At 43.4% G+C, this 23,901-nt stretch carries 22 protein-coding genes; 7 read left to right on the top strand and 15 right to left on the bottom strand.

The window, feature by feature from the left end; all coding sequences use genetic code 11:
* Positions 1–31 precede the first annotated feature (31 nt).
* Entirely contained in the window at positions 32–2,413 is a 2,382-nt protein-coding gene (gene mrcB / locus BFG52_RS05505) for a penicillin-binding protein 1B (protein WP_067553419.1), read from the top strand.
* A 9-nt stretch (positions 2,414–2,422) separates the two neighbouring features.
* Positions 2,423–3,016 carry a tetratricopeptide repeat protein gene (locus BFG52_RS05500; protein ID WP_228703805.1) on the top strand — a complete coding sequence of 198 codons (594 nt, stop codon included), beginning with the start codon at positions 2,423–2,425 and terminating at the stop codon, positions 3,014–3,016.
* Positions 3,017–3,183: 167 nt separating this feature from the next.
* Here the strand turns inward: BFG52_RS05500 and BFG52_RS05495 are convergent, their stop codons facing one another.
* Positions 3,184–4,086, bottom strand: coding sequence for an NUDIX domain-containing protein (locus tag BFG52_RS05495; RefSeq protein WP_067553413.1), 903 nt, complete (start codon positions 4,084–4,086; stop codon positions 3,184–3,186).
* A 223-nt stretch (positions 4,087–4,309) separates the two neighbouring features.
* Between BFG52_RS05495 and hemP the strand changes: the two genes are divergently transcribed.
* The gene (gene hemP / locus BFG52_RS05490; protein WP_067553412.1) at positions 4,310–4,480 is read left to right on the top strand and encodes a hemin uptake protein HemP; all 171 of its coding nucleotides are present in this window, start codon (positions 4,310–4,312) and stop codon (positions 4,478–4,480) included.
* Between the two features lie 143 nt (positions 4,481–4,623).
* Here the strand turns inward: hemP and BFG52_RS05485 are convergent, their stop codons facing one another.
* The 4 genes from BFG52_RS05485 to tsaA form a co-directional block, all read right to left on the bottom strand.
* The gene (locus BFG52_RS05485; RefSeq protein ID WP_067553410.1) at positions 4,624–5,991 is read right to left on the bottom strand and encodes a sensor histidine kinase; all 1,368 of its coding nucleotides are present in this window, start codon (positions 5,989–5,991) and stop codon (positions 4,624–4,626) included.
* Positions 5,992–6,039: 48 nt separating this feature from the next.
* Complete coding sequence (locus BFG52_RS05480) at positions 6,040–6,702, bottom strand: response regulator transcription factor (protein WP_067553409.1); 663 nt, start codon at positions 6,700–6,702, stop codon at positions 6,040–6,042.
* A gap of 59 nt (positions 6,703–6,761) precedes the next feature.
* Positions 6,762–7,115: a NirD/YgiW/YdeI family stress tolerance protein gene (locus BFG52_RS05475; protein ID WP_407639243.1), complete on the bottom strand. Its 354-nt coding sequence runs from the start codon at positions 7,113–7,115 to the stop codon at positions 6,762–6,764.
* A 194-nt stretch (positions 7,116–7,309) separates the two neighbouring features.
* Positions 7,310–8,014: a tRNA (N6-threonylcarbamoyladenosine(37)-N6)-methyltransferase TrmO gene (gene tsaA / locus BFG52_RS05470; protein ID WP_171257363.1), complete on the bottom strand. Its 705-nt coding sequence runs from the start codon at positions 8,012–8,014 to the stop codon at positions 7,310–7,312.
* Positions 8,015–8,132: 118 nt separating this feature from the next.
* Here tsaA and BFG52_RS05465 point away from each other — a divergent pair, with 118 nt between their 5' ends.
* Positions 8,133–8,912 carry a ferredoxin--NADP reductase gene (locus tag BFG52_RS05465; RefSeq protein ID WP_067553408.1) on the top strand — a complete coding sequence of 260 codons (780 nt, stop codon included), beginning with the start codon at positions 8,133–8,135 and terminating at the stop codon, positions 8,910–8,912.
* A 96-nt stretch (positions 8,913–9,008) separates the two neighbouring features.
* On the opposite strand, the gene BFG52_RS05460 is transcribed toward BFG52_RS05465, so the two are convergent.
* The 5 genes from BFG52_RS05460 to BFG52_RS05440 form a co-directional block, all read right to left on the bottom strand.
* On the bottom strand, positions 9,009–9,899 hold the full coding sequence (locus BFG52_RS05460) for a hypothetical protein (RefSeq protein ID WP_067553407.1): 891 nt from the start codon (positions 9,897–9,899) through the stop codon (positions 9,009–9,011).
* A gap of 73 nt (positions 9,900–9,972) precedes the next feature.
* Positions 9,973–11,109, bottom strand: coding sequence for a toxic anion resistance protein (locus BFG52_RS05455; protein ID WP_067553406.1), 1,137 nt, complete (start codon positions 11,107–11,109; stop codon positions 9,973–9,975).
* A gap of 9 nt (positions 11,110–11,118) precedes the next feature.
* On the bottom strand, positions 11,119–11,901 hold the full coding sequence (locus tag BFG52_RS05450) for a hypothetical protein (RefSeq protein ID WP_067553405.1): 783 nt from the start codon (positions 11,899–11,901) through the stop codon (positions 11,119–11,121).
* 277 nt (positions 11,902–12,178) lie between these two features.
* A complete protein-coding gene (hda, locus tag BFG52_RS05445; protein WP_067553403.1) occupies positions 12,179–12,886 on the bottom strand; it encodes a DnaA regulatory inactivator Hda in 708 nt (235 codons plus the stop codon).
* A 21-nt stretch (positions 12,887–12,907) separates the two neighbouring features.
* On the bottom strand, positions 12,908–14,104 hold the full coding sequence (locus BFG52_RS05440) for an AI-2E family transporter (protein WP_067553402.1): 1,197 nt from the start codon (positions 14,102–14,104) through the stop codon (positions 12,908–12,910).
* 136 nt (positions 14,105–14,240) lie between these two features.
* On the opposite strand from BFG52_RS05440, the gene purM reads away from it, so the two are divergent.
* Both purM and purN read left to right on the top strand, forming a co-directional pair.
* Positions 14,241–15,314 carry a phosphoribosylformylglycinamidine cyclo-ligase gene (gene purM / locus BFG52_RS05435; protein ID WP_067553400.1) on the top strand — a complete coding sequence of 358 codons (1,074 nt, stop codon included), beginning with the start codon at positions 14,241–14,243 and terminating at the stop codon, positions 15,312–15,314.
* Entirely contained in the window at positions 15,311–15,943 is a 633-nt protein-coding gene (gene purN, locus BFG52_RS05430; protein ID WP_067553399.1) for a phosphoribosylglycinamide formyltransferase, read from the top strand. Before purM ends, purN begins: the two co-directional genes overlap by 4 nt.
* Positions 15,944–16,086: 143 nt before the next feature.
* Here purN and BFG52_RS05425 read toward each other — a convergent pair whose 3' ends face one another.
* Together BFG52_RS05425 and sppA are read right to left on the bottom strand one after the other, a co-directional pair.
* A complete protein-coding gene (locus BFG52_RS05425) occupies positions 16,087–16,902 on the bottom strand; it encodes an alpha/beta fold hydrolase (protein ID WP_067553398.1) in 816 nt (271 codons plus the stop codon).
* 22 nt (positions 16,903–16,924) lie between these two features.
* Positions 16,925–17,959, bottom strand: a complete 1,035-nt coding sequence (sppA, locus tag BFG52_RS05420) for a signal peptide peptidase SppA (RefSeq protein ID WP_067553396.1) — start codon at positions 17,957–17,959, stop codon at positions 16,925–16,927.
* 143 nt (positions 17,960–18,102) lie between these two features.
* Here sppA and BFG52_RS05415 point away from each other — a divergent pair, with 143 nt between their 5' ends.
* The gene (locus BFG52_RS05415) at positions 18,103–19,083 is read left to right on the top strand and encodes a lysophospholipid acyltransferase family protein (RefSeq protein ID WP_067553394.1); all 981 of its coding nucleotides are present in this window, start codon (positions 18,103–18,105) and stop codon (positions 19,081–19,083) included.
* A gap of 70 nt (positions 19,084–19,153) precedes the next feature.
* On the opposite strand, the gene BFG52_RS05410 is transcribed toward BFG52_RS05415, so the two are convergent.
* The 3 genes from BFG52_RS05410 to BFG52_RS05400 form a co-directional block, all read right to left on the bottom strand.
* The gene (locus BFG52_RS05410) at positions 19,154–21,709 is read right to left on the bottom strand and encodes a DNA internalization-related competence protein ComEC/Rec2 (RefSeq protein ID WP_067553392.1); all 2,556 of its coding nucleotides are present in this window, start codon (positions 21,707–21,709) and stop codon (positions 19,154–19,156) included.
* Positions 21,710–21,979: 270 nt separating this feature from the next.
* Positions 21,980–22,660 carry a lipoprotein-releasing ABC transporter ATP-binding protein LolD gene (gene lolD / locus BFG52_RS05405; protein ID WP_067553389.1) on the bottom strand — a complete coding sequence of 227 codons (681 nt, stop codon included), beginning with the start codon at positions 22,658–22,660 and terminating at the stop codon, positions 21,980–21,982.
* On the bottom strand, positions 22,653–23,888 hold the full coding sequence (locus BFG52_RS05400) for a lipoprotein-releasing ABC transporter permease subunit (RefSeq protein ID WP_067553387.1): 1,236 nt from the start codon (positions 23,886–23,888) through the stop codon (positions 22,653–22,655). The genes lolD and BFG52_RS05400 overlap by 8 nt, the downstream gene beginning before the upstream one ends.
* Between the last annotated feature and the right edge of the window lie 13 nt (positions 23,889–23,901).

Genomic DNA, 23,901 nt, shown 5'->3' with positions numbered 1-23,901 from the left:
ACAGAAATAAATTGGGCATTTACGTGTATTTATGAAGTTTCAACGTGGTATTAGCTTAATTGGACTGATTATTTTCATTCTTGTTATTGCAGGTTTCCTTGCATTCTGCATCTATATTGTTCGATTAGACGACATTATTAGAGATAAATTCGAAGGTAAAAGATGGGATATTCCCGCCAAGGTATTTGCACGCCCCTTAGAAATCTATAGTAATGCGCCAGTCTCAAGTAATGATGTTGAACAAGAACTGAAATTACTCGGCTATAAATCTAGCCAAGCCTATGACAAACCCGGTAGTTATGTGGTTTCAGATCAGAAGCTTTATGTGCATACACGCGGTTTTGATTTCGGTGATCATGTCGATCCAGAACAGGTATTGCAAATTTCTTTTGCCAACCAACAGGTTTCTGATGTCAAATCGACTAAGCCATCTTCAACCGGCATTGCGCGCTTAGAACCCCTATTGATTGGTGGTATTTACCCACAACATAATGAAGACCGCGTACTGATCAAGCTCGATAAAGTGCCCAAAGGTCTTATAGAAGCATTGATCGCAACAGAAGATCGTAACTTCTATCACCATCACGGTATTTCTATCCGTGGTACGGCACGTGCAGTGGTGAGTAATATCACTGGTGGACGTCGTCAAGGTGGATCAACCTTGACGCAGCAATTGATTAAGAACTTTTATTTAAGCCCTGAGCGTACATTAAAACGTAAAGTCAATGAAGCACTCATGGCTATACTGCTTGAACTACACTACAGCAAAGATGAAATCTTAGAAGCTTACCTCAATGAAGTAAACTTAGGCCAAAATGGTAATTACTCCATCAATGGCTATGGTCTTGCGGCACAATTTTATTTCGGTCAACCACTTAGAGAACTCAATACCTCACAATTGGCATATTTGGTGGGTTTAGTACAAGGTCCGTCATTGTATAACCCGTGGCGAAACCCTGAAGCCGCACTAAAACGCCGCAATGTGGTGCTGCATAATATGCTGGTCATGGGCTATCTCACAGAACAACAATATCAAAAAGAAGTAGATAGACCACTTAATATCATTAAGAAGCCAACCACAGGTCCAGCACGTTTCCCAGATTTTCTTGACATCGTACGTCGGCAGTTGAAAAAAGATTATCAAGAATCTGATCTAACCAATCAGGGTTTGCGCATCTTTACCACACTAGATCCAATTGCACAGAGCCGTGTACAAGAAAGCTTCCGTGCAACCGTCACACGTATCGCAAAATCCAATCCCAAACGCCTAAAAGACTTACAAGGTGCTGTTTTGGTTAGCCATCCTGAAAATGGTGAATTGGTTGCCGCGGTAGGTTCAACCCAAGACTTCACGGGTTTTAACCGTACGGTCGATGCAAAACGCCAAGTCGGTTCACTCCTTAAACCGGTTATTTACCTCAGTGCGCTCGAATCTGGTCGTTATAACTGGAGCAGCCTCATCGAAGACAGCCCAATAAGCATCAATGCAGGCGGTAAAAACTGGACACCGAAAAACTATAGTGGTACGCCCTATGGCAGTGTACCAATGCTCAAAGCCCTATCACATTCTTATAACCTGAGCGCCGTGCGTTTAGGTCAGGAATTTGGCGTTAATACATTTAGAAATCAACTTATTAAATTTGGTGTCAGCAGTGATGTTCCCAGTTATCCATCAATCTTCTTGGGTGCAGTTGATATGTCCCCTATGGAAATGATGAGTATTTATGGTAACTTTGCCACGGGTGGCTTTAAATATCCGACCAATGCGATTCGCTCAGTGGTCGATGCCAATGGCAATTTGCTGACACGTTATAATCTCAATGTGCAACAAACCATCGATCCTTCTGCGGCCTATCTATTAAACTATGGCTTACAGCAAGTCATGTCACAAGGTACCGGTCGCTCTGCCTATAATAGCCTGTCACCAGAACTCAAGCTTGCCGGTAAATCTGGTACTACCAATGACACCCGAGATTCATGGTTCGCAGGTTATTCAGGCAACTATCTCACTGTGGTATGGCTCGGCCTAGATGACAATAAAGTCACGGGCTTAACGGGATCATCAGGCGCACTTCCCGTTTGGATTAATGTCATGAAGCAATTGAGACAAAAACCCGTCAATCTCACCCAGACACAGCAAATACAGTGGCATTGGATTGATATTGCAACAGGTCATCTTTCTGCTGCTGAATGTGAAGGTGCCGTATTTATTCCTTTATTGGTCAAAAATGTTCCAAATCAAGCCACTGCATGCGGCTTACCGCATTATGAAGTCGCTGCACCGGATGATTATGGTTTTGATCCCAATACCGCCCCTACCGATGACATCAATACGATCATCAATGAACAAGAGCAACGTATGCAGCAAGATTTGTCCAATCACCAACAGATGAATAATCAGAACCAATTTTAACAAGGGTCTATGATGAAACGACATAATAAACTGATCTTAACCACCAGTGCGCTGCTCAGCTTGGCTCTGGCTGGGTGTCAACAGCAGCAAGTGCTTACACCACCCGTGCAACCGAGCCCTCCAACAGCCAATGAAGTACCTAAGGTACTCAAGCCTAGCGCTGGGGTGGAAATTACCCCCTACCCAACCACAGAGATTGAAAGAAAACCGGCACCGCCCACACCAGCACCGGTTATTGTCAAACCTAAAGTGCTGGTAAATCCTAGCAGCTCACAAAAATTTGATGATGGCAGCAATCTTCCTGTGGTCAAACAAATGCTGATACAGGCCAAAGCGGCAGCACAACAAGGTCAATGGGATAAAGTAGAAGAAAATGCGCTACATGCGCAGCGTCTAGCACCACAATCTGCAGAAACTTTCTTGTATTTGGCTATGGTTGCCAATCAACGCCAACAAGCCTCACAGGCAGAAGCATTGGCACGACGTGGTCTCAGCTACGCACAGTCCAATGCCGTGCAAAAACAATTGTGGCAAGTTTTACTCAAATCAGGACAACTACAAAACAAAGCCGCTTTAGTCCAAGAAGCGCAGCAGCATTTATAGCATATAGCAGCATAGGGTATAACAGCATAGATCGATAATTTATATGCCGTTATACCCTACTCTTTTGGGTCTAGCTTTTCTTGGTTTAGCCTTTATTGGTCTAGCTTTTTTTTTATGGGTGTAGTTTTTTTATTGGTCTAGCCTTTTTGTTTGCTGTTGCAAAAAGTTTAAAAAGCACGGATTCCTGCTACGCCAAAACCATGATGGCGTTGCACTTGATCTAAATCACGTTTATGCATTCCCCCCAAGGCAAAAACGGGTAAATCGCTCTGTGCTGCAATGGCTTGGAATTGTTGCCATCCCAGCGCATCTTGCTCAGGGTGTGATGCCGTCTTTAACACAGGACTCAGCAGTATGGCATCAAATCCAAGCGCATGAGCCTGTTGCACCGCGGCGGCATCATGACAAGCTGCCAGATAGCGCTGTTGTGCTAAGCGTGGCAGTGCACTCAATGTTTGAAATTGATGCTGCTTAAAATGAATGGTATGGATCTGTTGCTGTAACTGCGGAGTCAACGCTTGCCAATGCCTAATATTGAGCATCAGAGCCTGTAATTGTAGCGGACTATAGGTGGTCAAGGGCGTGTAATCAAGCGGCTCTTGATCATCAGGGCGCCAATACAACAAATGGTCCGATGCGAGCGTTGTTAAAGCATCATGCTCAGCGCTGATCTTTATATAATGTGGCCAACACAATTGCTGCACAATGCGCTGATTGGCTTTGGGAAATTTTAAATGTAGCAGCTGTTCACGGTTGTACCATTGCCACGCTCCACGTCGTTGCGTGAGTTGTTCACGCGGGCAATAAGCACTAAAAAAATCTAATTCTAAGCTGAGATCATCATAGCGATGCTGGATGGAAGTGATTGGATGCCATTGGCGAATATCCAGCCCCGTTTCTTCAAGGATTTCACGGCGACAGGCTTGTTCTGCACTTTCGCCTGCTTCGACTTTCCCCCCCGGAAACTCATAGCGATTGCCTTGATGTTGCGCAGCATTACGCCATCCCACCAGTACTTGACCTTGATAATACACGAGCCCAATTGCAATTTTTAATACATCCTGCTTCACGTGCACGTGCCTCTTTTCGTCTATAGATTTTCAAGCATGCATCTCATCATGCAAGGTCAAGTATTCTAACGTGAATCTATCTTATGACAAGGCTGTGCTGACATGATTAAACGGTAAAATTTCCTGCTAAATATTTTTTTAAGATATATAGAAAATTTAATTGACAGACCTACCTGATAATGATTATCATTTGTGTATTCCAACACACCACGGAGTTCCAATAATGAACGCACCATTCAGCCTATTCACACGCAACAATGAAACTACGCATTCATTACCTATGCTACATTCCAACAACCTCTTTGCCCTAGGTCGTGAAATTCGCATTCTACATGCTGGTGAAGAATACCGTTTACGTTTAACACGCAATAATCGTCTTATTCTCACCAAATAAGCAGCATAACATCTGTTAAATAATAATAAACGTGGAAACAAGCAGTATGAAATCAGCGCGTACTGCTTTTTTAGTCTACAGTAAAATAAATCTGAAACTAAAGCAGTATCCAGTGAATGATATAAAGCCCCCATTGATCATGATCATCTCGCTACTCGATTAAAACGTAGGCAAACTTTTAAACCACCGTAACTCGAAATAGCGTAATACAATTGCCCATGATGAATTGCCATAATCTGATGACAAATCGATAAACCCAAGCCAGAGCCTTGGGTTTTACTCCCTAAAGCACGATAAAAACGCTCCCCCAAATGCGTCAAAACTTCAGCATTTATTTCCCCACTATTTTCTATATAAATTTGGATCGCCTGATGCGTTTGTTCTGCACTCACATAGAGATCTCCCTGCTGCGGCATATAGCGAATGGCATTATCTAAAATATTGCGTAGACAAGTAAAAATTAATTCTGGATTCCCCTGAATAAACAGCGGCGCTAACACCACATGTAATTGGCTTTGCCGCTGTTGGATCTGTGGTTGCAATAGCGCCAAAGCGTCCTCAAGCAGTTCTGGGAGATTGATCAACTGCTGCGGTAAATCCTGTAAATCTGTTGGATCAAGTCGCGCCAATAATAGCAACTGCTCTAATATTTGCGTACTCCGTGTTAGGTCCTGCTGCATACGCTCTAAATCCTCTAACAGATTTGGATTTTCATCTGCGTACTTACGGCTTAACAATTGTAGACGCATCGATAAAGCAGACAGCGGTGAACGTAATTCATGTGATGCATCTGCGGTAAAGCGTTGCTCTGCTTGTAAAGCTCGATCCAAGCCCTGCAATAAATAATTGAGTTGCTGCACAATGGGTTGTAATTCGATTAACGCAGGTTGCGGTGCAATAATCGGGCTTAAATCATGGCTACTCTTGTCGGCAATAGCTTGCGAGAGCTGCTTAAACGGTGCCAATTGTTGTGCTATCGATCGCCGTAACAACAACCATAATATCCCCCATAAAACCAATAAAATCAAAGCAAATAGCAGCATACTATGCAGCATTTCTTGAAAACGTGAACTTAAAGGCTGATATAAAGTAACCGCTAAAGCTTGTTCAGATTGCGTCGCCTGATAACGGCGCCACAACTGTCCATCGGCAATCAGAAATGAGAAAACCTCGTCATCATCATGCTGCGCTAGCTGCTGCGGTATAGTAGTTGGAAGAAAAGTGGGATAATCTTCAGATTGTGCCAATAGCTGTTGTTGACCATATAACTGATAATGCACATCGAACTCATCGCTCAGTTCCTCTAATTGCTGCGCAGAAATGCTATTTAAATCGCTGATCATCAGCATATCTGCAATTTCATCCATGATCTGGTCATGGGTTTGCATTGCTTGATAGAGTGAAATCGCAACCATCAGTAACCAAGCCAATAAACCTGCCAAAATGGAGCTGTGCATAGCTTTTTGAATCAGGCTTTGCTGTAAAGAAATCGCTGGCTGCGCTGCTTTCATAACATGTCCATTGGCACGGGCCCTTCTGCTACTCAACATTCGATTGGGTTATACACTTTGCTGCATGCGGTAGCCCAAACCACGAATCGTCTGTATGCGTTGACTGCCTATTTTTTTACGGAGTTGATAAATAAAGACTTCAATGGCATTACTTTCGATTTCTTCACCCCAAGCATATAAGCTACTTTCCAATTGTTCTCGGGTAAAAATATGCGTCGGTCTCTGCATCAATTTATATAAAATCTGAAACTCACGACTGGTCAGATTGAGCAGTTGTTCCGCACGGTACACGGTTTTAGCCTCTGGATCTAAACGCAAATCACCACATTGTAGCTGTTGGGTAGATTGTGCGTGGCGTAAACGCAGTTGGCTGCGAATGCGCGCTGAAAGCTCTTCCAAGCTAAAGGGTTTCACCAGATAATCATTGGCACCTAAATCCAAGCCCTGTACACGTTGTTGAATGCTATCTTGCGCGCTAATAAAAATAATCGCGATATCTGGATGTTTCTGCCGCACCTGCTGCAAGATCTCATCCCCCGTTGCTTTGGGCAAACCACGATCGAGCAATAGACAATCATAATGATGCTCAGCAATCGCCCACAATGCATGATCACCACGCTCGACCCAATCGACCTGATAACCATCCATTTCTAACCAGTTCTTAATGCTATCAGCTTGTGAATGGTCATCTTCGGCCAGTAATATCCGCATCTTATTACATCCCTCTCTGCTCAATAAACTGACCGAATGATCACAGCTATACCATCCGTTTAAAACTGCACACCATCTACATCAATTTCTACACGTTTCATCGGCTTATAGTCAATATCGACCTCTCCCCAGATGGTAATTGGGGTATTGGCTGAAATCGCGCGACCTTGCCACAGTTCATCATCGATATCGACAGTGATGGTGCCTGTTTGGTCACGGAATTGATATTTTTCATCACCGATGGCTTTGACCACATAACCGCGCAATTTTACTTTACGATCATCCGCATAATTTAATGCTTGTTGCACCGTACTCAGTGTCATCGCAGCAATGGCATCTTGATTGACTGCGTGTTGTTGTGCTTGTGCTGCGGCTACAGCATTCGAATTTACTGTATGTTGATTGGCAGCCATACTCTGCATTGCGATTGCGCCCACCACAGTTATAGCACTCAGTGTCAAGAGCGTTTTTTTCAAGGTTGTTTTTTTCAAGGTTGTTTTTTTCAAGCTAGGCATGTTCTGTTCCTCATTTCAATATTGGTTAACAAATACATTAAAGCGCAACAACATGAGCTGAATCTTAAGATGACAGACTAAATTTTTAAGCTTCAATCCAATAAACTCAAATGCTCAATCTGAACCTGATCGGTACTCACCGTAAATTTGACATTGAAATTGGCAAAACTAAGACCATAAACGCGCTGTGCATCTTGTTGATACGCAGGACGCGGATCTAATGCCAATACTTGCTGTAACTCTTGAATATGCTGTGGATCAATACATTGTGCTGCCAATAACTGTTGGCATTGTTGCTGTGCTGGCATTTGCCAACACACCTTCTTTACCATCGGTTGCTGTTGTGCATAGCCACTCTGTGCATCGAGAATAGCATCTGAATACTGAATATAAGGTTTAATATCCAGTATCGGTGTACCATCCAGTAAATCACTGCCACGGACATAGACCCGTAACGCACTACCTTGTTTGACTATTTTTTCAAATCTCACCACCGACAAGCCAATTGCCGCAGGTCGATACATGCTGCGTGAAGCAAATACACCTATTTTTTGATTTCCCCCCAAACGCGGTGGGCGCACTTGGGCACGAAAAGTATCAGTTGCTGTCACAGACTTATTGTCATGAAATTGCCACAGCAACCATAAATGACTAAATTGCTCTATGCCTGCAAATGCTTGCAAATCGTTGTACGGTGGACATAATTCCACATAAGATTGTACATCAACCAGATTAGGCTGCCGTGGAATGCCGAATTTCTCACGATAAGGGCTGTGCATATACGCAATCACCGGCATTGAAATCTGTTTCATCATCATTTTTTCTAATAAGCTCAATTAAATATATTCAGTTTATCGAGAATGATTTTAGTTTAGAATAGCCAACTGTTTATATTTGAAATTATTGAGACTTTTAATGGCTGCTTTTAACGTCGAAAAGATTACTCACGTGCATCACTGGAATGACACATTATTCAGTTTTAAAACCACTCGTGATACCGCATTGCGTTTCAAGAATGGTCAATTTGTGATGATTGGATTAGAAGTCAATGGTAAGCCACTGATGCGCGCCTATTCTATTGCCAGCGCGAACTACGAAGAAGAACTCGAGTTTTTCTCTATTAAAGTACCAGATGGTCCACTCACGTCTATTTTACAAAAAGTTAAAGTTGGCGACGAACTCTTAGTTTCTAAAAAACCAACAGGGACTTTGGTACTAGATGATTTAAATCCTGGTAAAAATCTTTATTTACTCTCTTCAGGTACCGGTCTTGCACCCTTTTTATCCGTGATTCGTGACCCAGAAACATATCAACAATTTGAAAAAGTAATCGTGGTACACGGTACACGCTTTGTTTCTGAGTTGGCTTATCAAGATTTGATCTTAAACGAGCTCCCTAACCATGAATTCTTCCAAGAATTGGGGATTCAAGAAAAATTGGTTTATTACCCAACCGTGACCCGTGAAGAATTCCATACCCGCGGTCGTGTAACCCATGCCATTGAATCGGGTGAACTCTTCGAAAAAATTGGCTTAGAACGTTTTAATCCAGAAACTGACCGCGCCATGCTATGTGGTAGCCCCCATTTCTTGACTGACGTTGCTGCATTACTTGATCAACACGGTCTAAAAGAATCACCACGTATGGGGCAATTGGGTGACTATGTGATCGAACGTGCATTCGTCGAAAAATAAGCTATTCTGAGTGCTCAGGCATAGCGAGATGACCAAAACCGAGCCCGTGCATTGGCTCGGTTTTTTATGTGCTTTTATCTGGTAGAGAGACTCGTTTTAGTCCAATGCCTGTTGAATACGGACTAAACGTTGTTGTAAATGACGTGCCAACCCTGCACAGCAGAGCGCCACAAAGGATGCTCCCCCGAATGTGATTAGACTCAACCAATACATCAGAGCACTATACTGTGTAGCACGATTGATTTTGCTTTGTAATGCTGGGCTATTGGGTAAAATATTTTTAGCATAGACTTGCTGCTGCATCGTCCACAATTGCTCTTCTTGCAAACCATAGTGACTTATCCGCTCTGCGTCCGCAATGGGCAGTATGCGTTGTAAATAAAAATCTGCCGCCGTGCGATCGATGGGGCGATGCAATAATGCTGTTTGTGCCAAGACGTAAGATTGTACAAAGTCACTTTGCTGCGATTGTTTCAAATAATTAGCAATAGGGCTTTGCTGAATATTCTGTTTGTATTGAATCAAACCCGCATAAGCCACTGGCGCTTGTTTGGCATATTGTACATAACTCAAAACGCTCCACGCCAAGATAAAACCAATCAACCATGCCACAAAGGTCAATACTTTTGATTGCATGCGTTGGCGCGCCGCTTTAAACAGACGTAGCACGCGAATAAACACAAATGCCGCAATCATAGAGACTGGAATTTTGAGCAAGAACCACCCCACCCAACTCAAAGCACGATCCAAATAACCATCGACTTGATCTGTGGCAGAAATGTTTAAGGCCAGACTGACTGGAAGATGTAAATATTCGATATCTAAGCCCAAACCAACCAATGCATAGGCTAGTTGCTGACGCACCAAAAACAATGCCAACATCAAACATGCCAGCAACACAGCAAATACAGCCCAAAATCGAACACGGCGTTGTCTGTGCTTTAAAGCCAGTAGTTGGGTTTGTAAACTCGGCGATAATTGTTGCATAACTCTAGAAACCTCATGATTCGCGTTCGCTCAAAGCACATAGACATCCCCTAGCTTGCTGGGTGATGCCGTTTTATTGGCGTGGTACTTGCTGATGCACCAGTTGTTGTAAATCTTGTTGCAAGCTTCGTATACGTTGTGCAGCTTCATCGCGTTTTTGCATGCCTTCTTTTTGAATCTGAATCACATCTTGTACGGTATTGATCAGGCTATTTTGTACATGCTCCAAGGTTTCGATATCAATGACCGCACGCTGATTGGCTTTGGCGGTATCGACTGAGTTTTTATGTAATAGATCGGCATTACTGCGTAATAGCGCATTGGTTGCATCATCAATTTTATTGGCTAATTGCACGCTATTTTGCTGTTCTTGTAGTGAAATCGCCAGACTAATCTGATTTTTCCAAGCCGGTAAGGTGATATTTTTAATCGCATAAAACTTATCGATGAGCATCAAGTTATTGGACTGAATAATCCGAATCATCGGCAAAGTCTGCATCGCTGATTGCTGTAAAACCTGTAAATCACTGATTCTTTTTTCGAGATTGTTGGCCAAATGATTTAAGTCATAAATTTGCTGTGTCCGCTGCGGATCTTGTGCTGCATCATGTTGTGATAACGCGGTCAGTTCGGTTTGAATATCCTGTAATTTCAAACGCCCAGCAGCAACATAAACGCCCAGTTGCTTATATTCATCTTGCACCCCATGAAACATCTGTCCTAATGTTTCAACGCGTGCTTTTAAGCCACCTTGGGTTTGCTCAATCTCTTGTACCAAACGTTCGATATGCTGACGGGTACTGTCAAATTGTTGTTCAAAATTTTGTTTGGCATTGCGAAACTTATTTAAAATACTACCAATAAAGCCTTGGTTCTTATTGGCATTCAGCAAGGTATTGTGATTGAGCTGCTGTGCAACCTGCAATACTTCATTCAGTTTTTGCCCAGTCTCATCTAAGGATTTATTTTTCACTGCATTGAGCAATTCATCGGTATAACTTGCTGTTTTATTGGCAATGTCTTTACCATATTCAGCCACACTATGCTGGCTTAATTGGCTTAACTCCTGTTGAGCCGTTTGTACTGCCGAGAAATCTTCTGGGTTCAATCCCATTTCGACTAAATTAAGTTGTTCATAACGTTGTTGTGGGCTTAAATCATGGTGCGTATCGTTATGGTCTAGGTCTAAAGGCTTTTGATCTGAATGCATTGATGTACCCTATTGCTTTAAAGTATGAATGAGGCTGTTGATGAGTTTGTCCCGATCACCTTGTAATTGCTGAATATCACGAATATTGGCACGGTCTTGATTTTGTCGCAGCTGCTGTTGCCATGCAGGTAATAATACCTGTTGTGCTTCTTTGAAACGATCGAGCAACTGTAACGCTAACTGCTCATTGAGCTGCATTTGTGCATAAGCTAAATCATGATTGTGTTGTAAACGCTGTAAAGTTTCAATCTTTTTACTTAGACGCTGCTCAAAGCTATCGAAATTATTATCATTGGCTTGAAATAAAGGATATTGCTGTAAAAATTGTTGTGCAGCCACAATCGCATGTGCCATCTCACGGCGTAGCTGTACATAGTGTTGTCGACGCTGACTGGACTGTGCCAACTGTAATTTTAGTTTTTGACTTAAATGATTGGCTTGATCGACATAAGCATCCAGTCGATCTAGATATTTTATCTTCGTCACATCTGATTCAATATCAAGCCCTAACCAGCGTTGCAAAGCATTGAAACGGCGAGTTTTTAGCTGTGTTGTAGCCTGCTGCAAATGCTTTAATAGTTGCGCAATAGTCTGACTCAATTGCTGTGTCAATTCAGCATCAATGACAATCAGTTGCGCACTTTGTGCCTGAACCACTGCGTCAGCATAATAGTTCAGTTGAATCGGGGCATCCCGTAAAGGCAATAGCTGTTCACGCTGTAAATACAGCAACCGTTGTGGATCTAAGTCAATCTCAGTCAATGCTGGAAGTTGGCGCGAAGATTGTGTCATAAGCCTCTATGCAGTGCATAACAATCAAAATAATCATACTATAGCAAAAGACTAGATTGATCAGAATAATGTTAGAAAACTCAATACAATACTTATATAACTTAGATACAGCGATACCCACCAGATAGGGACCACATGACAACATCATATTGTTGCAGCAGAATACTGTCCTGTGAGATCGCTTTAACTTATTCTGGGTAGTTTTAACTTATTTCTGGTTGGTTTTAACTTATTCTTTTAACTCATTCGGATGAGTCTAAATACATTGTGATTGGTTTTAGCTTTGATATTCGTCAATCAATGCATAAATTTGTCGCAGTGTGGCATTGGAGAGTTTGGTTTTCTCACCTTTTAATAGCTTTTCCAATTGCTCTACACACTGCAACAACATACTGGTCTGATGTGGTCCATGCTCAAGTAAATAATCAAAAATATGTTGATCAAAATGTACGCCTCTACGCATAAGCACGGAATGCAGTAAAGCATAGCGATCGGCAAAATCATCGCCCGTCGGCACAGCCACACTGACCGCTTGATTTAAACGCGAACCTAAATCACGTAATTCGAGTTTTAATTCTTTCGGTGCAAAGCGTGAGGAAAATACCAACTGCCCGCCACCGGCATTATTGTTATTAATCAAATGAAAGACTGCGGTTTGCCAATGCGGCACACCACAAATTGCTTCGATATCATCCAGTGCCACCAAGTCATAACTTTCTAAGGCACTAATGGCTTCAATCGGTGCATCTAGCAATTCTAATAAAGATACTTTAATGGCTGACTTACCCACTTCAAGATAAGACTCGCAAATTGCCGATAATAAATGGCTTTTACCAGTCCCTGCCCCACCATAAACATAAAAGCGATTGACTAAACCTGCATGTAGCTGCCGCACCGCATCAATGACAGCAGCCCATCCAGGCCCAGAAAAATCACTAATCCGGGCATCGAGATGAGGTTCAATATCCAACTGCAATTGACGCATCGCTGTGTACTATCCTATAAGCTACTGATCTTTGATATCAGTTGATGAGTTATCTGTATCTTGCTGTTTTTTAATCTCAATATCAAGGTGCACTTGCTCACTTTCCAAGATGACGCGCTCTGATTCAGCGCTTTTTTCAATACTTAACTGCGGTGTGGGTTGATAAAACTGGCTATGCTGATAACTTTCATTGATATGCCGCAATAGCACCACGATCACAGCAGCAACAGGCAATGCAACTAACATCCCAACGAAGCCAGCCAGTTGTGCACCTGCCAAAACCGCAAAAACCACAGCTACCGGTGGTAAACCGATTTTATCACCCAGCAAGAATGGTTGTAGCACATAGCCTTCAACCACCTGCCCCACCATAAATACCACACCGATTAAAGCCAAATGCGTCCAGTCCAAACCGAATTGGAAGAAGCAAGCAATAACCGCAGATAAAATACCCACTGCAAAGCCCAAATAAGGGATGATACTGGCTAAGCCTGCCACCATACCGATAATCAGACCAACCCCCAAACCAACCATCTGCAAACCAACAGCATAGATGCAGCCGAGTAAGACCATCACCAAAAACTGACCTTTGACAAAGGCACCAAGCACTTGGTGGCATTCTTGTACAATTTGCAAGGTTTTTGCTTGATAACGTGGTGGAATCATGCCACGCATGCGATTGAGCATACGCTCCCAATCCAATAAGAAATAAAAGGCAATAATTGGAATCAGTACCAACGTCCCACCAATCTGAATAAAATTAATTCCTGATTGCAATACCTGTAACAACATGGCTTGGACACTGTCGACGCTATAGTTGGTCTGCACATAGTCCATCACAATTTTGCTGACCTGATCTGGGTCAATAATCATGTTGTCCACACCAAAGGTATGCGATGCCCAAGGCAAAACCTCATAGTTGATCCAATGTACCACGGTCGGCACACTGTCACGGGCATACATCAGTTGTTTCCACACGATCGGACCAATATACCAGATCACCAATGTCAGAATAGCAGCGATGCCTAAGAACACCACGGAAATCGCTAACCAACGCGGTAGAAAACGCGCCAATTGTTTGACCAATGGGCTAAATAAATAGGCCATTAAAAATGCGCCTAGAAAAGGAAGTAATACTGGTTTGAGCAAAACAACAAGCCAAGCCAGCACAACCACTACCGCCACAATGAGTAAGCGCTTTAAGGTCCGATCGTGCATGCAATAACGCCTTTTTCAGATTTATTGGTTATTGAAAATAAAATATTTTAATTAAGATAGCATTTTAGTACAGAATTCGCATATGCGTCTCGTATATTCAGGTATAATCGCCACGCCAATGCGGAGACTTCATATTATGAGCAACTCAACTTCTAATCAATCTACCACTGGTTTAAGCTACAAAGATGCTGGTGTCGATATTGAAGCGGGCGATGCCCTGGTCGATCGAATCAAATCCGTCGCCAAAAAAACCACACGTCCTGAAGTAATGGGCGGGCTAGGTGGCTTCGGTGCCCTATGCAAAATACCCAAAGGCTACGATGAACCGGTATTGGTTTCGGGTACCGACGGTGTTGGAACCAAATTACGCCTCGCTCTCAATTTAAATCGTCATGACACGATTGGTCAAGACTTAGTTGCGATGTGTGTCAACGATCTTTTGGTCTGTGGTGCTGAACCTTTATTTTTCCTTGATTACTATGCTACAGGTCATTTAAATGTCGATGTTGCTGCCAATGTAGTGACAGGGATTGGTAAAGGCTGTGAACTCGCCGGTTGTGCACTGGTCGGTGGTGAAACAGCGGAAATGCCCGGCATGTATGAAGGCGAAGACTATGATCTTGCAGGCTTCTCAGTCGGTGTTGTCGAACAAGCCAAAATCATTGACGGTACACAAGTCAAAGCAGGTGATGTATTAATTGCTGTCGCTTCTTCTGGCGCACACTCAAACGGTTATTCTTTATTACGTAAAATCATCGATGTTAAAAATCTCGATCTCGACCAATTGGTCGATGGTCGTCCTTTAGCCGATGTGGTGATGGAACCGACCCGTATCTATGTCAAACCGATTCTAGCATTATGCAAAGCAGTGAATGTACATGCAATGGCGCATATCACCGGTGGTGGTTTACCGGGTAACTTACCCCGTGTATTACCCAACGGTGCACAAGCCGTGATCAATGAAGCATCTTGGCAGTGGCCAAGTTTGTTCCAACTACTGCAACAAGCTGGTGGCGTAGAACAATTTGAAATGTATCGCACCTTTAACTGTGGCGTTGGGATGGTGATCGTAGTCGATGCAGCTGATGCAGCGCAAACCATTGACTTGCTCAAAGCACAAGGTGAACACGCATGGGCATTGGGTCATATCCAAGAAAATGCTGACTCGGTTGCCGGCGCTGATGAAAAAATCCGTGTGATCTTTGCATGATGCGAATTGCTGTACTGGTTTCAGGCAATGGTAGTAACCTACAAGCCTTGCTCGATGCAGGCTTGTCTGGTGAAATTGTTGGGGTCATGAGCAACAAAGCAGATGCCTATGCCTTGCAACGTGCGCAACACGCCAATATTGCCAGCGTGATTATTGAACATAAAGCCTATCCCGATCGTGAAAGTTTTGATCAAGTCATGCAGCAACAATTGCTCGATTGGCAAGTAGATTTAGTCATCTTGGCAGGCTTTATGCGAATTTTAAGCCCTAAATTTGTAGCGCAATGGCAAGGTCGCATGCTCAATATTCACCCATCCTTACTCCCCGCCTACAAAGGAATGCACACCCACCAACGCGTGCTCCACAGTGGTGAACGCTATCATGGTTGTACTGTGCATTTTGTCACGGCGGAATTAGATGCTGGTCAAGCCATTGCACAAGCTGTGCTTGAGATCAAGCCGCATGACACGGCACAAAGCTTGGCGCAGCGTGTCCATCAGATGGAACACTTTATCTATCCACAAGCGGTAGAGTGGGTTTGTCGCGGTGATATACAGTTTATCGATCAACAAGTCCATTATCGTGGTCAAGTTTTAACGCATCCCATTCAATTTGCTGCATTGCATTAAGCTACGCAGCATTGCAAGTCTTCTATTCGTGAGCAATGCATTTGCATTCAAAAGGCTGCCGCGGCAGCCTTTTGATTGACGATGATCATCACTATAAAACCATTAACAAAAACAATAATATAGCGCTATAGCAGTACGTCACTTTAGTTTTGTTGTGCAATTAACTGCTTAATAATATTTACCGTCTGCTGTGGATGTTCTAAGGGGAACATATGACTGCCCTGTGTCAAAGTATAGTCCAGCCCCCACTTCGCCTTGGCCATTTGAATAAAACCACGTTGATAAAACTGACTTTTATCACCCACCACCACATGCATGGGCGTTGTTGCCTTCGCACTCGGCAACCACCAATGTGATGGATTGGTTCTAAAAATTTGCACTTCATCGGCTTTAGGAATGCTTAAACAGACCCCACCCCGCGCATCATCACGTAAGGCATGCTGAATATATGCGTCAAAACATGCTGCATCAAAATCTTTATAAAAGCCTTTGGGGCGTAATAAAGCGGCGGCTTGTTCTCGTGACTCCCAATGATCACGACGTCGCTTCGACAAACCCGCTGGGGTAATCTGATCGACCATTTTGGGTCGCAATAACTTGGTAAAATGGAAAAACAACGATTGTTTACCCATAATGAGTGGTGGATCTAACAAGATCACCTGTTTAAACAAGTCTGGGCGTCTTTTGGCAGCTTGCATGGTCAGGATGGAGCCGAGTGAATGCCCCAAGCCTATGACGTTTCGCCCCGGTGTTTGCTGTACAACACTATCAATGATCTGATCCACCAAATCATGCCATTGATTGCTAATTGGATAACGTTTGTCAGGTCCAATCATCGGCACATAGCGAATGTCATACTCATCTTGTAGTAAATCAAATAGTTTTTGATAAACCTTGGATGGCACGCCATTGGCGTGCGCAAAATGAATAATGGCTTTGGCTGGCTGGGGATGTGTCATTTCAATTCCCTTTAGGTCTGACTTATTGCAATTTAGGTTGTTGTTCAGTATGCATTTCTTGCATGAGATGTGAAGCCATGCCTTGACCTACTGAAGCCCCCATTTTGCCAAAGATCGAATCTAAAGGCGAACGCTCAATGGTATAATTCACTGTTTTATCAATTTTTAATTGACGTTTTAAGCTTTCTATACTGCCGGTTTTATCGGCAATCCCCAAGGCAATGGCTTGCTCACCCGTCCAAAATAAACCGGAGAAAATTTTAGGATCATTGGAACGTAATTTTGCACCACGCCCAGTTTTTACTGCCTGAATAAAGTGTTGATGCACATTGTCCAATAAGGCTTGCACATGGGCTTTCTGTTCAGGATTGACGGGTTTGGTCATGCTGAGTATATCTTTATTATCACCTGCCGTTAAAGTACGATCTTCCACACCCAGTTTTTGGGTGAGCTGTGATATACCGTAGTTCGGCATAATGACCCCAATCGAACCAATTAAACTGGATGGATTGACCCAAATCTCATCTGCTGCGGAGGCAATATAATACGCACCTGAAGCACCGATATCGCCTACCACTGCATAGACTTTTTTGTTTGGATATTGCTGTTTTAAATAGCGAATTTCTTGCCAAATATAATCAGACTGCACGGGTGAACCACCCGGTGAGTTAATCTCCAACACCACAGCTTGTGCGCTTTTGGCCGCAAAAGCACGATTCAGTGACTTGATGGTATCGCTACTATTGACGCCTTGTTTGGATGAATCAATGGTGCCGATAATATTCACCACAGCCAAATGACTTTGACTACTCCCCACAACGCCCTCTTCATCACTGCCCGTACCGCATGCTTTGAGCATAAAGCCGAGAATAATTAGAATATATAAGCAGGTCATCAAACGAAAGAAGATATTCCACCGCCTGCTACGGCGTTGTTCAACCACTGAAGCCAATAGCATCTTTTCCAAAATCTGCCATTCTTTGCCAGCATGCTGCGGCTCAACGGGTTGAGTCTGTGTAGTGGGCTGCGATTCCTGTTTGGGTGGCCAATCAGACATAGGTGTATTCTCATTCAATTGAAATCGCTTAAGCACCAGCGCTTAAGCTTAAATAGTAAAATTGTCTATATCACTAGAATTAACATATAATAGTCACAATTTTACCGCGCTATTTAATATCTCTCACATGATTATGATTCAAAATGACTGAAAAACAAACCACAGCTACCACGCGCCTTCTTGATTTTTTCAGTCGTTTACCGATGTTGTTTTTGCGTGCCTTTGCGCGTGTGCTTGCGAGCTTAGTCAATGCACTACACATCAGTCAAACGTCTAAAACCATACGTCGTAATATCGAAATCTGCTTTCCAGACCTCAGTGATCAAGAGCGAGAGCGCATCAGTCGTGCTGCTATTCATAATGAATTACAGTCCTATATGGAGTTTTTCAATATTTGGGGCAGTAGCAATGCAAAAAATATTGCGCGAATCCGCCATATTACAGGTGAACATTATGTACACCAAGCATTGGCGGAAAATAAGGGCTTAGTGCTGATCGTGCCACATTTCGGCACCTGGGAGGTTATGAATGCTTGGTTTGCGCAGCATACGCAAATGACCATCATGTATAAACCGATCAAAAACCCTGATGCCGACCAATTTGTACGTCAAGCACGCAGCCGCGAACGTGCCAATTTGGTGCCTACCGATGAATCTGGTGTAAGACAGATCTTTAAAGCCTTGAAACAAGGGGGAACTACCGTAATTTTACCCGATCACACCCCTAAACAAGGCGGTGAGATGATTGAGTATTTTGGTGTGCCACTGGCTTCGAGTAATTTAACCGCCAAACTGATTCAGAAAACCAAAGCCCGTGCACTACTGCTCTATGCGATTCGCAATCAAGATGATAGCTTTAACATGTTTATTGAACCCATGGATGAAGCAATCTATAGCGGCAGTGCCAATGATGGCACGTTGGTGATTCATCATCGCATTGAACAACTGATTCAACGTTTTCCAGAACATTATCATTGGAGCTATAAACGTTTTAAAGCCAACCCAGCATTGCAATGTATTTACAACGATAGCAGTGATGAGGCAATTGCCAGAGTCAAAGAAATCCATCAACAACAAGCACATGCTGCACAGCACATGCAGCAAGCAGATGAGACCACCGTGTAGCCTCATCTTGATATCAGCAATCTGCTGCTCATACTGCCTTGTTGGCGCGGATTGCTGTATGAAAAACCGATTAACGCTCACGCTGTAACCAGCGGTAGCGCATACGCCTCGCCTGAAGTGTCATGTGATGAGGGCGTGAGGCATTGACTGCAAATTCAATACTGCCTTGCTCTATGCTAGACCACATTGCAATGCCCAGTGCTTTGGCACGCGCCTCAACCTGCGCATGGGGATGCCCATAACGATTGGCAAAACCCGCACTGGCAATTAACATTTTCGGTTTATAATGTGCCAAAAAATCATAGGCTGAACTCTGCCGACTACCATGATGACCCAGCACCAATACATCAACTTTTAAATCGGGATAGTGTTGTAATAATTGATATTCTGTTTGCCAGCCGGCATCCCCCATCAGCAAAAAATTCTGATAGGGCTTGACGCCAGTATATTGTATATACAGCACACAGGATAATTCATTTTTATGCTGTGCCACCTGTGCTAACTGCTCCACTGCCGGGGAAAGTACGCGTACACTTAAATCCCCATATTGCCAATGTTGCCCGGCATGACAATAGTCAAAATCAACCCCCTTAAACACTGGGTCATACTGATTCGCCATGACTTTTTTGATGTCTAGCTGTGCTGCCATACCCTGCCAGCCAATCATATGGTCTTGGTCTAAATGACTCATGATCACCCGCTCCACGCTTTTAGATCCTTGTTGCATCATAAAAGGCAATAAAATACGCTCAGCAACTGCTGTGCTTGATGCAGCCGAGGTATTCGAAACGCTTTGCTGCGCTTGCCCGGCATAGACCACGGGTCCCCCCATATCAATCCAGAATTGGCTGTCGGCATGGCGCAGAAAAATAGCTTGCCCTTGCCCAACATCCAGTACTGTCAATTGAAAAATTTGTTGATCACCGCGCTGAGCAAAACACAGTGCCAATGCGGTGACCAAACTCCATGCTCGGGGAACAATACCACGTGGCAAAAAGATGATCAGCACAGTGATACTGAGCAATAGCATCTGTAGCGGTGTCATGGCAAACCACAGCAAAGGGTCTGAATACAGTGTATTTAAACGTTGTAATAACCTCAATGCCAGTTGCAAGATCTGATGACTCAGGTCAAAAAAGAATGCTGCCACAGTCTGTGATATCAAATAAGACAGTGCCGCAAGAATTAATAAGGGCAGCACCACACTGCCCAAAATGGGAATGGCAATTACATTGGCAAACAAAGCCAATATCGAAACTTGTTGAAAGATAAACAAAAGCAAAGGAATGAGTGCAATATAAATTTTCAATTGCCCCCGTATAAACAGCACACTCAAATGATAGATCCGCCACCACAGATTAAAGATCACATAAGGGTGCTGCAGCATTGTCTGATATAAACCCAGTAAAATAAAACAAGAGACATAAGACAACCAAAATGAAGTCGCTAAAATACTAAAAGGATCTAAAATCAGTAGGCTACTGGCACTCAATAATAAGACCTTTAATCTTGCGAGGTTCTGTTGCAGTAAAAACAAACTACTACACAGCACTGTGGTCAATAAGGTTCTTAAGGCGGGGATTTCAAACCCAACAAAGGCACAATAAAGCACCACACAAGCCAGAAAAGGCAGCCACATGAGACTCGGTCTGGCATAGCGTAGATATATTCTGGGGACAAAATATTCAATGATTTTGCGCAGTAGCCAACAACATAACATCGCAGCCAATAACACATGCGGTCCAGAAATAGCCAATAAATGACTTAGACCTAAATTTTTAAATAAAGTCTCTGTATCACTGGATAATAAGCTCTGATCACCTGTTAATAAGCCCAGCACCAAGCCTGCTTGTGCATAATGCTGGGCTGCAATATAGCTCCGAAAGTCTAAACGCTGTTGCTCAATTGCCAATAGCCATGGTTGCCAGATGGATAACTGCTGCTGATGCTGGAGAACCCTATGCCGATCCGCTGTGTGCTGGATCGCTTGTATCTGTTTTACCCGCATCTGCGCCATAATATTTTGTTGTAAAAACCAACGTTCTAGATCAAAAACGCCGGCGACCGCATAGCCATGTGCTTCACGGACTTCACCACTGACCCGATAGTACTGCCCTAACTGTAATGCTGGCTGCCCCTGAGCTTTGAATCGAAGCAACCATTTTTGTGCTGGCTGATTGGGTAACAAGACCACGGCAACCTGCTGGATCAGACCTAGCTGAGCATTGACTTGATCAATCTGTTCGATATAAACCAACTGGCTTTGTTCTGCAACCCCCAGAAAACGCTGTGCTAAACGTTGTTCTAAAGCATGCGCTGCATAGCACAATGCCAAGATAAAAACCAACAGCATATCAGCAAGATAGCGGCTCTGTAGCATAATCTTGCGACAATACGACCACATCCGACGCCGCCACAACGGATGATGACCTGCACGATTAAAATGAGACTGCGACTGTGCGCTAGCAGCACGGGTAGCATGATATTTTAAAGCCATCAAAAACAGCAGATAAAATACTATAGCCAACAACACTGGCATGGCATAGCGCGTTAAAAACTGCCAGTTTTGATCGCCCATGGTCGATATACCAGCAATCCATGCGACACATATTGCCACTAAGCGCATTGCTCAACACCTGCCACTGACCAGCCAAGACCCTCTAGTGCATTAGATGTCAAGCGCGTTGAGCAAACAAGCACATTGGTCTGTTTTATGGCAATTCACGATCAAAGCACTCGCAACAAAACCACAAGCTCACGCTCTAAATCGCACCGTGCAGGCAAAAAATAACCCGAAAAAAATCGGGTTATTGGGGATGGGAGTAGCTGATCTATCTACTTATCTATCTATAAGTGCTATAAGTCTATAAGTCTATAAGTGCTATAAGCAGAGAGCTTAATACCACACACCATCTTGCATATGCATAATCTGATCGGCAGATTTCGCCAATTGTTCATCATGAGTTACGATGAGCATTGCCATATTCAGCTCTTGTTGTAGGTCTTTGAGTAACGCAAAAATCCCATCTGCTGTCTTGCGGTCTAGGTTCCCCGTTGGCTCATCGGCTAACATCAACTTCGGTTCGGTCACCAAAGCCCGTGCCAATGCCACACGCTGTCTTTCCCCACCTGACAATTCACCAGGTTTATGGGTCAAACGATGACTGAGCCCAACACGCTCTAACAGATATTTAACACGTTGTTCCACCTCGGCATAACGGCTATGGCGACGTAACATCAAAGGCATCGCCACATTTTCTAAAGCGGTGAACTCTGGCAATAGATGATGAAACTGATACACAAAACCTAAATGCAAATTACGTTGCTCGCCACGCTCAGCTTCACCCAGACTATCAAAACGTGCGCCGTTGAGGTAAATTTCCCCTTCACTTGGGCGATCTAAGCCGCCCAAAATATGCAATAAGGTACTTTTACCAGAACCACTGGCACCCACAATAGAAACAAACTCACCAGCATGAATATCCAAACTTAAGTTTTTCAATACTTCAACGCGATTTTTACCATCGGCAAAGTGTTTGCTCACATCACGCGCTGCTAAAACCACAGAACTATTCATAGCGTAATGCCTCCGCAGGCTGAATTTTTGCAGCACGTAATGCTGGATAAATGGTTGCTACAAAACTCAAGACCAAAGATACACTGACAATTAACAAGACATCTTGCCAACGTAAATAAGAAGGTAAGTAGTTAATAAAATAGGCATCAAATAAATGTAAGCCCAAGGCATGATTGAGCCAATCAATGATATTACTAATGCTGGATGCAAAAATAACCCCCAGCACCGCACCGGCTAAAGTCCCCACCACACCAATCACCGTCCCTTGCACCATAAAAATACGGGTAATGGTGCTCGGCGAAGCCCCTAAGGTACGTAGAATTGCAATGTCAGCTTTTTTATCTGTGACCACCATCACCAGTGAAGAAACAATATTAAAAGCAGCAACCAATACGATCAGGAATAATAATAAACTGACCATGGCTTTTTCCATCTGAATCGCGCTAAACAAATTACCATGGGTATAGGTCCAGTCTGACGGATAATACGCCCCAGGTAAGCTACGAGCGACATCACGTGATACTTGCGGTGCAGCAAAAATATCATCGAGTTTGAGTCGTAAACCTTGTGCTCCAGCAGGTAGACGCAATAATGTCGCAGCATCATTTAACGCAATATAGCCAATTGTTGAATCAACATCGGCACCAATACTGAAAATCCCAACAATTTTAAACCGTTTAAAACGAGGAACCACACCCGCAGGTGACGGCGTTGCTTCGGGTAAAACCAAAGTCACATAATCATTCAGCTCTAAGCCTAAGCCATCTGTGAGTGCCTGTCCTAAGACAATCCCAAACTCGCCAGCTTTTAAGCTATCGATGCTACCGCGTACCATATGATTCTGAATAATTGATACTTTTTTCTCGTAACTGGGTTCAATCCCATTGACCAATAAACCTGAAACTCGCCCTTGCGCAGTTAACATGCCCTGTAATTGGGTAAAAGGAGCAACGCCAACAACATGCGGCTGTTGATCGACTTGCTTTGCAAGATCTGGCCAATCTGTTAAGATTTCGTTGGAAGAAACCGTCGCTTGTGGCACCATGCCCAAAACGCGATTTTTTAATTCCCGGTCAAAACCATTCATCACAGATAAGACCGTAATTAATACGGCAACCCCTAAGGTCAGACCGATCATAGAGACCAAAGCAATAAAAGAAATAAAGTGATTACTACGCCTTGCGCGTGTATATCTCAACCCTATATACAGCGAGATAGGTTTAAACATACCAATCTAATCC

Origin of the sequence: Acinetobacter larvae (genome assembly GCF_001704115.1) — a bacterium.
Taxonomy (GTDB): Bacteria; Pseudomonadota; Gammaproteobacteria; order Pseudomonadales; family Moraxellaceae; genus Acinetobacter; species Acinetobacter larvae.
The sequence above is the reverse complement of the archived record's forward strand: the minus strand, read 5'-3'. Positions and strand labels throughout refer to the sequence as shown.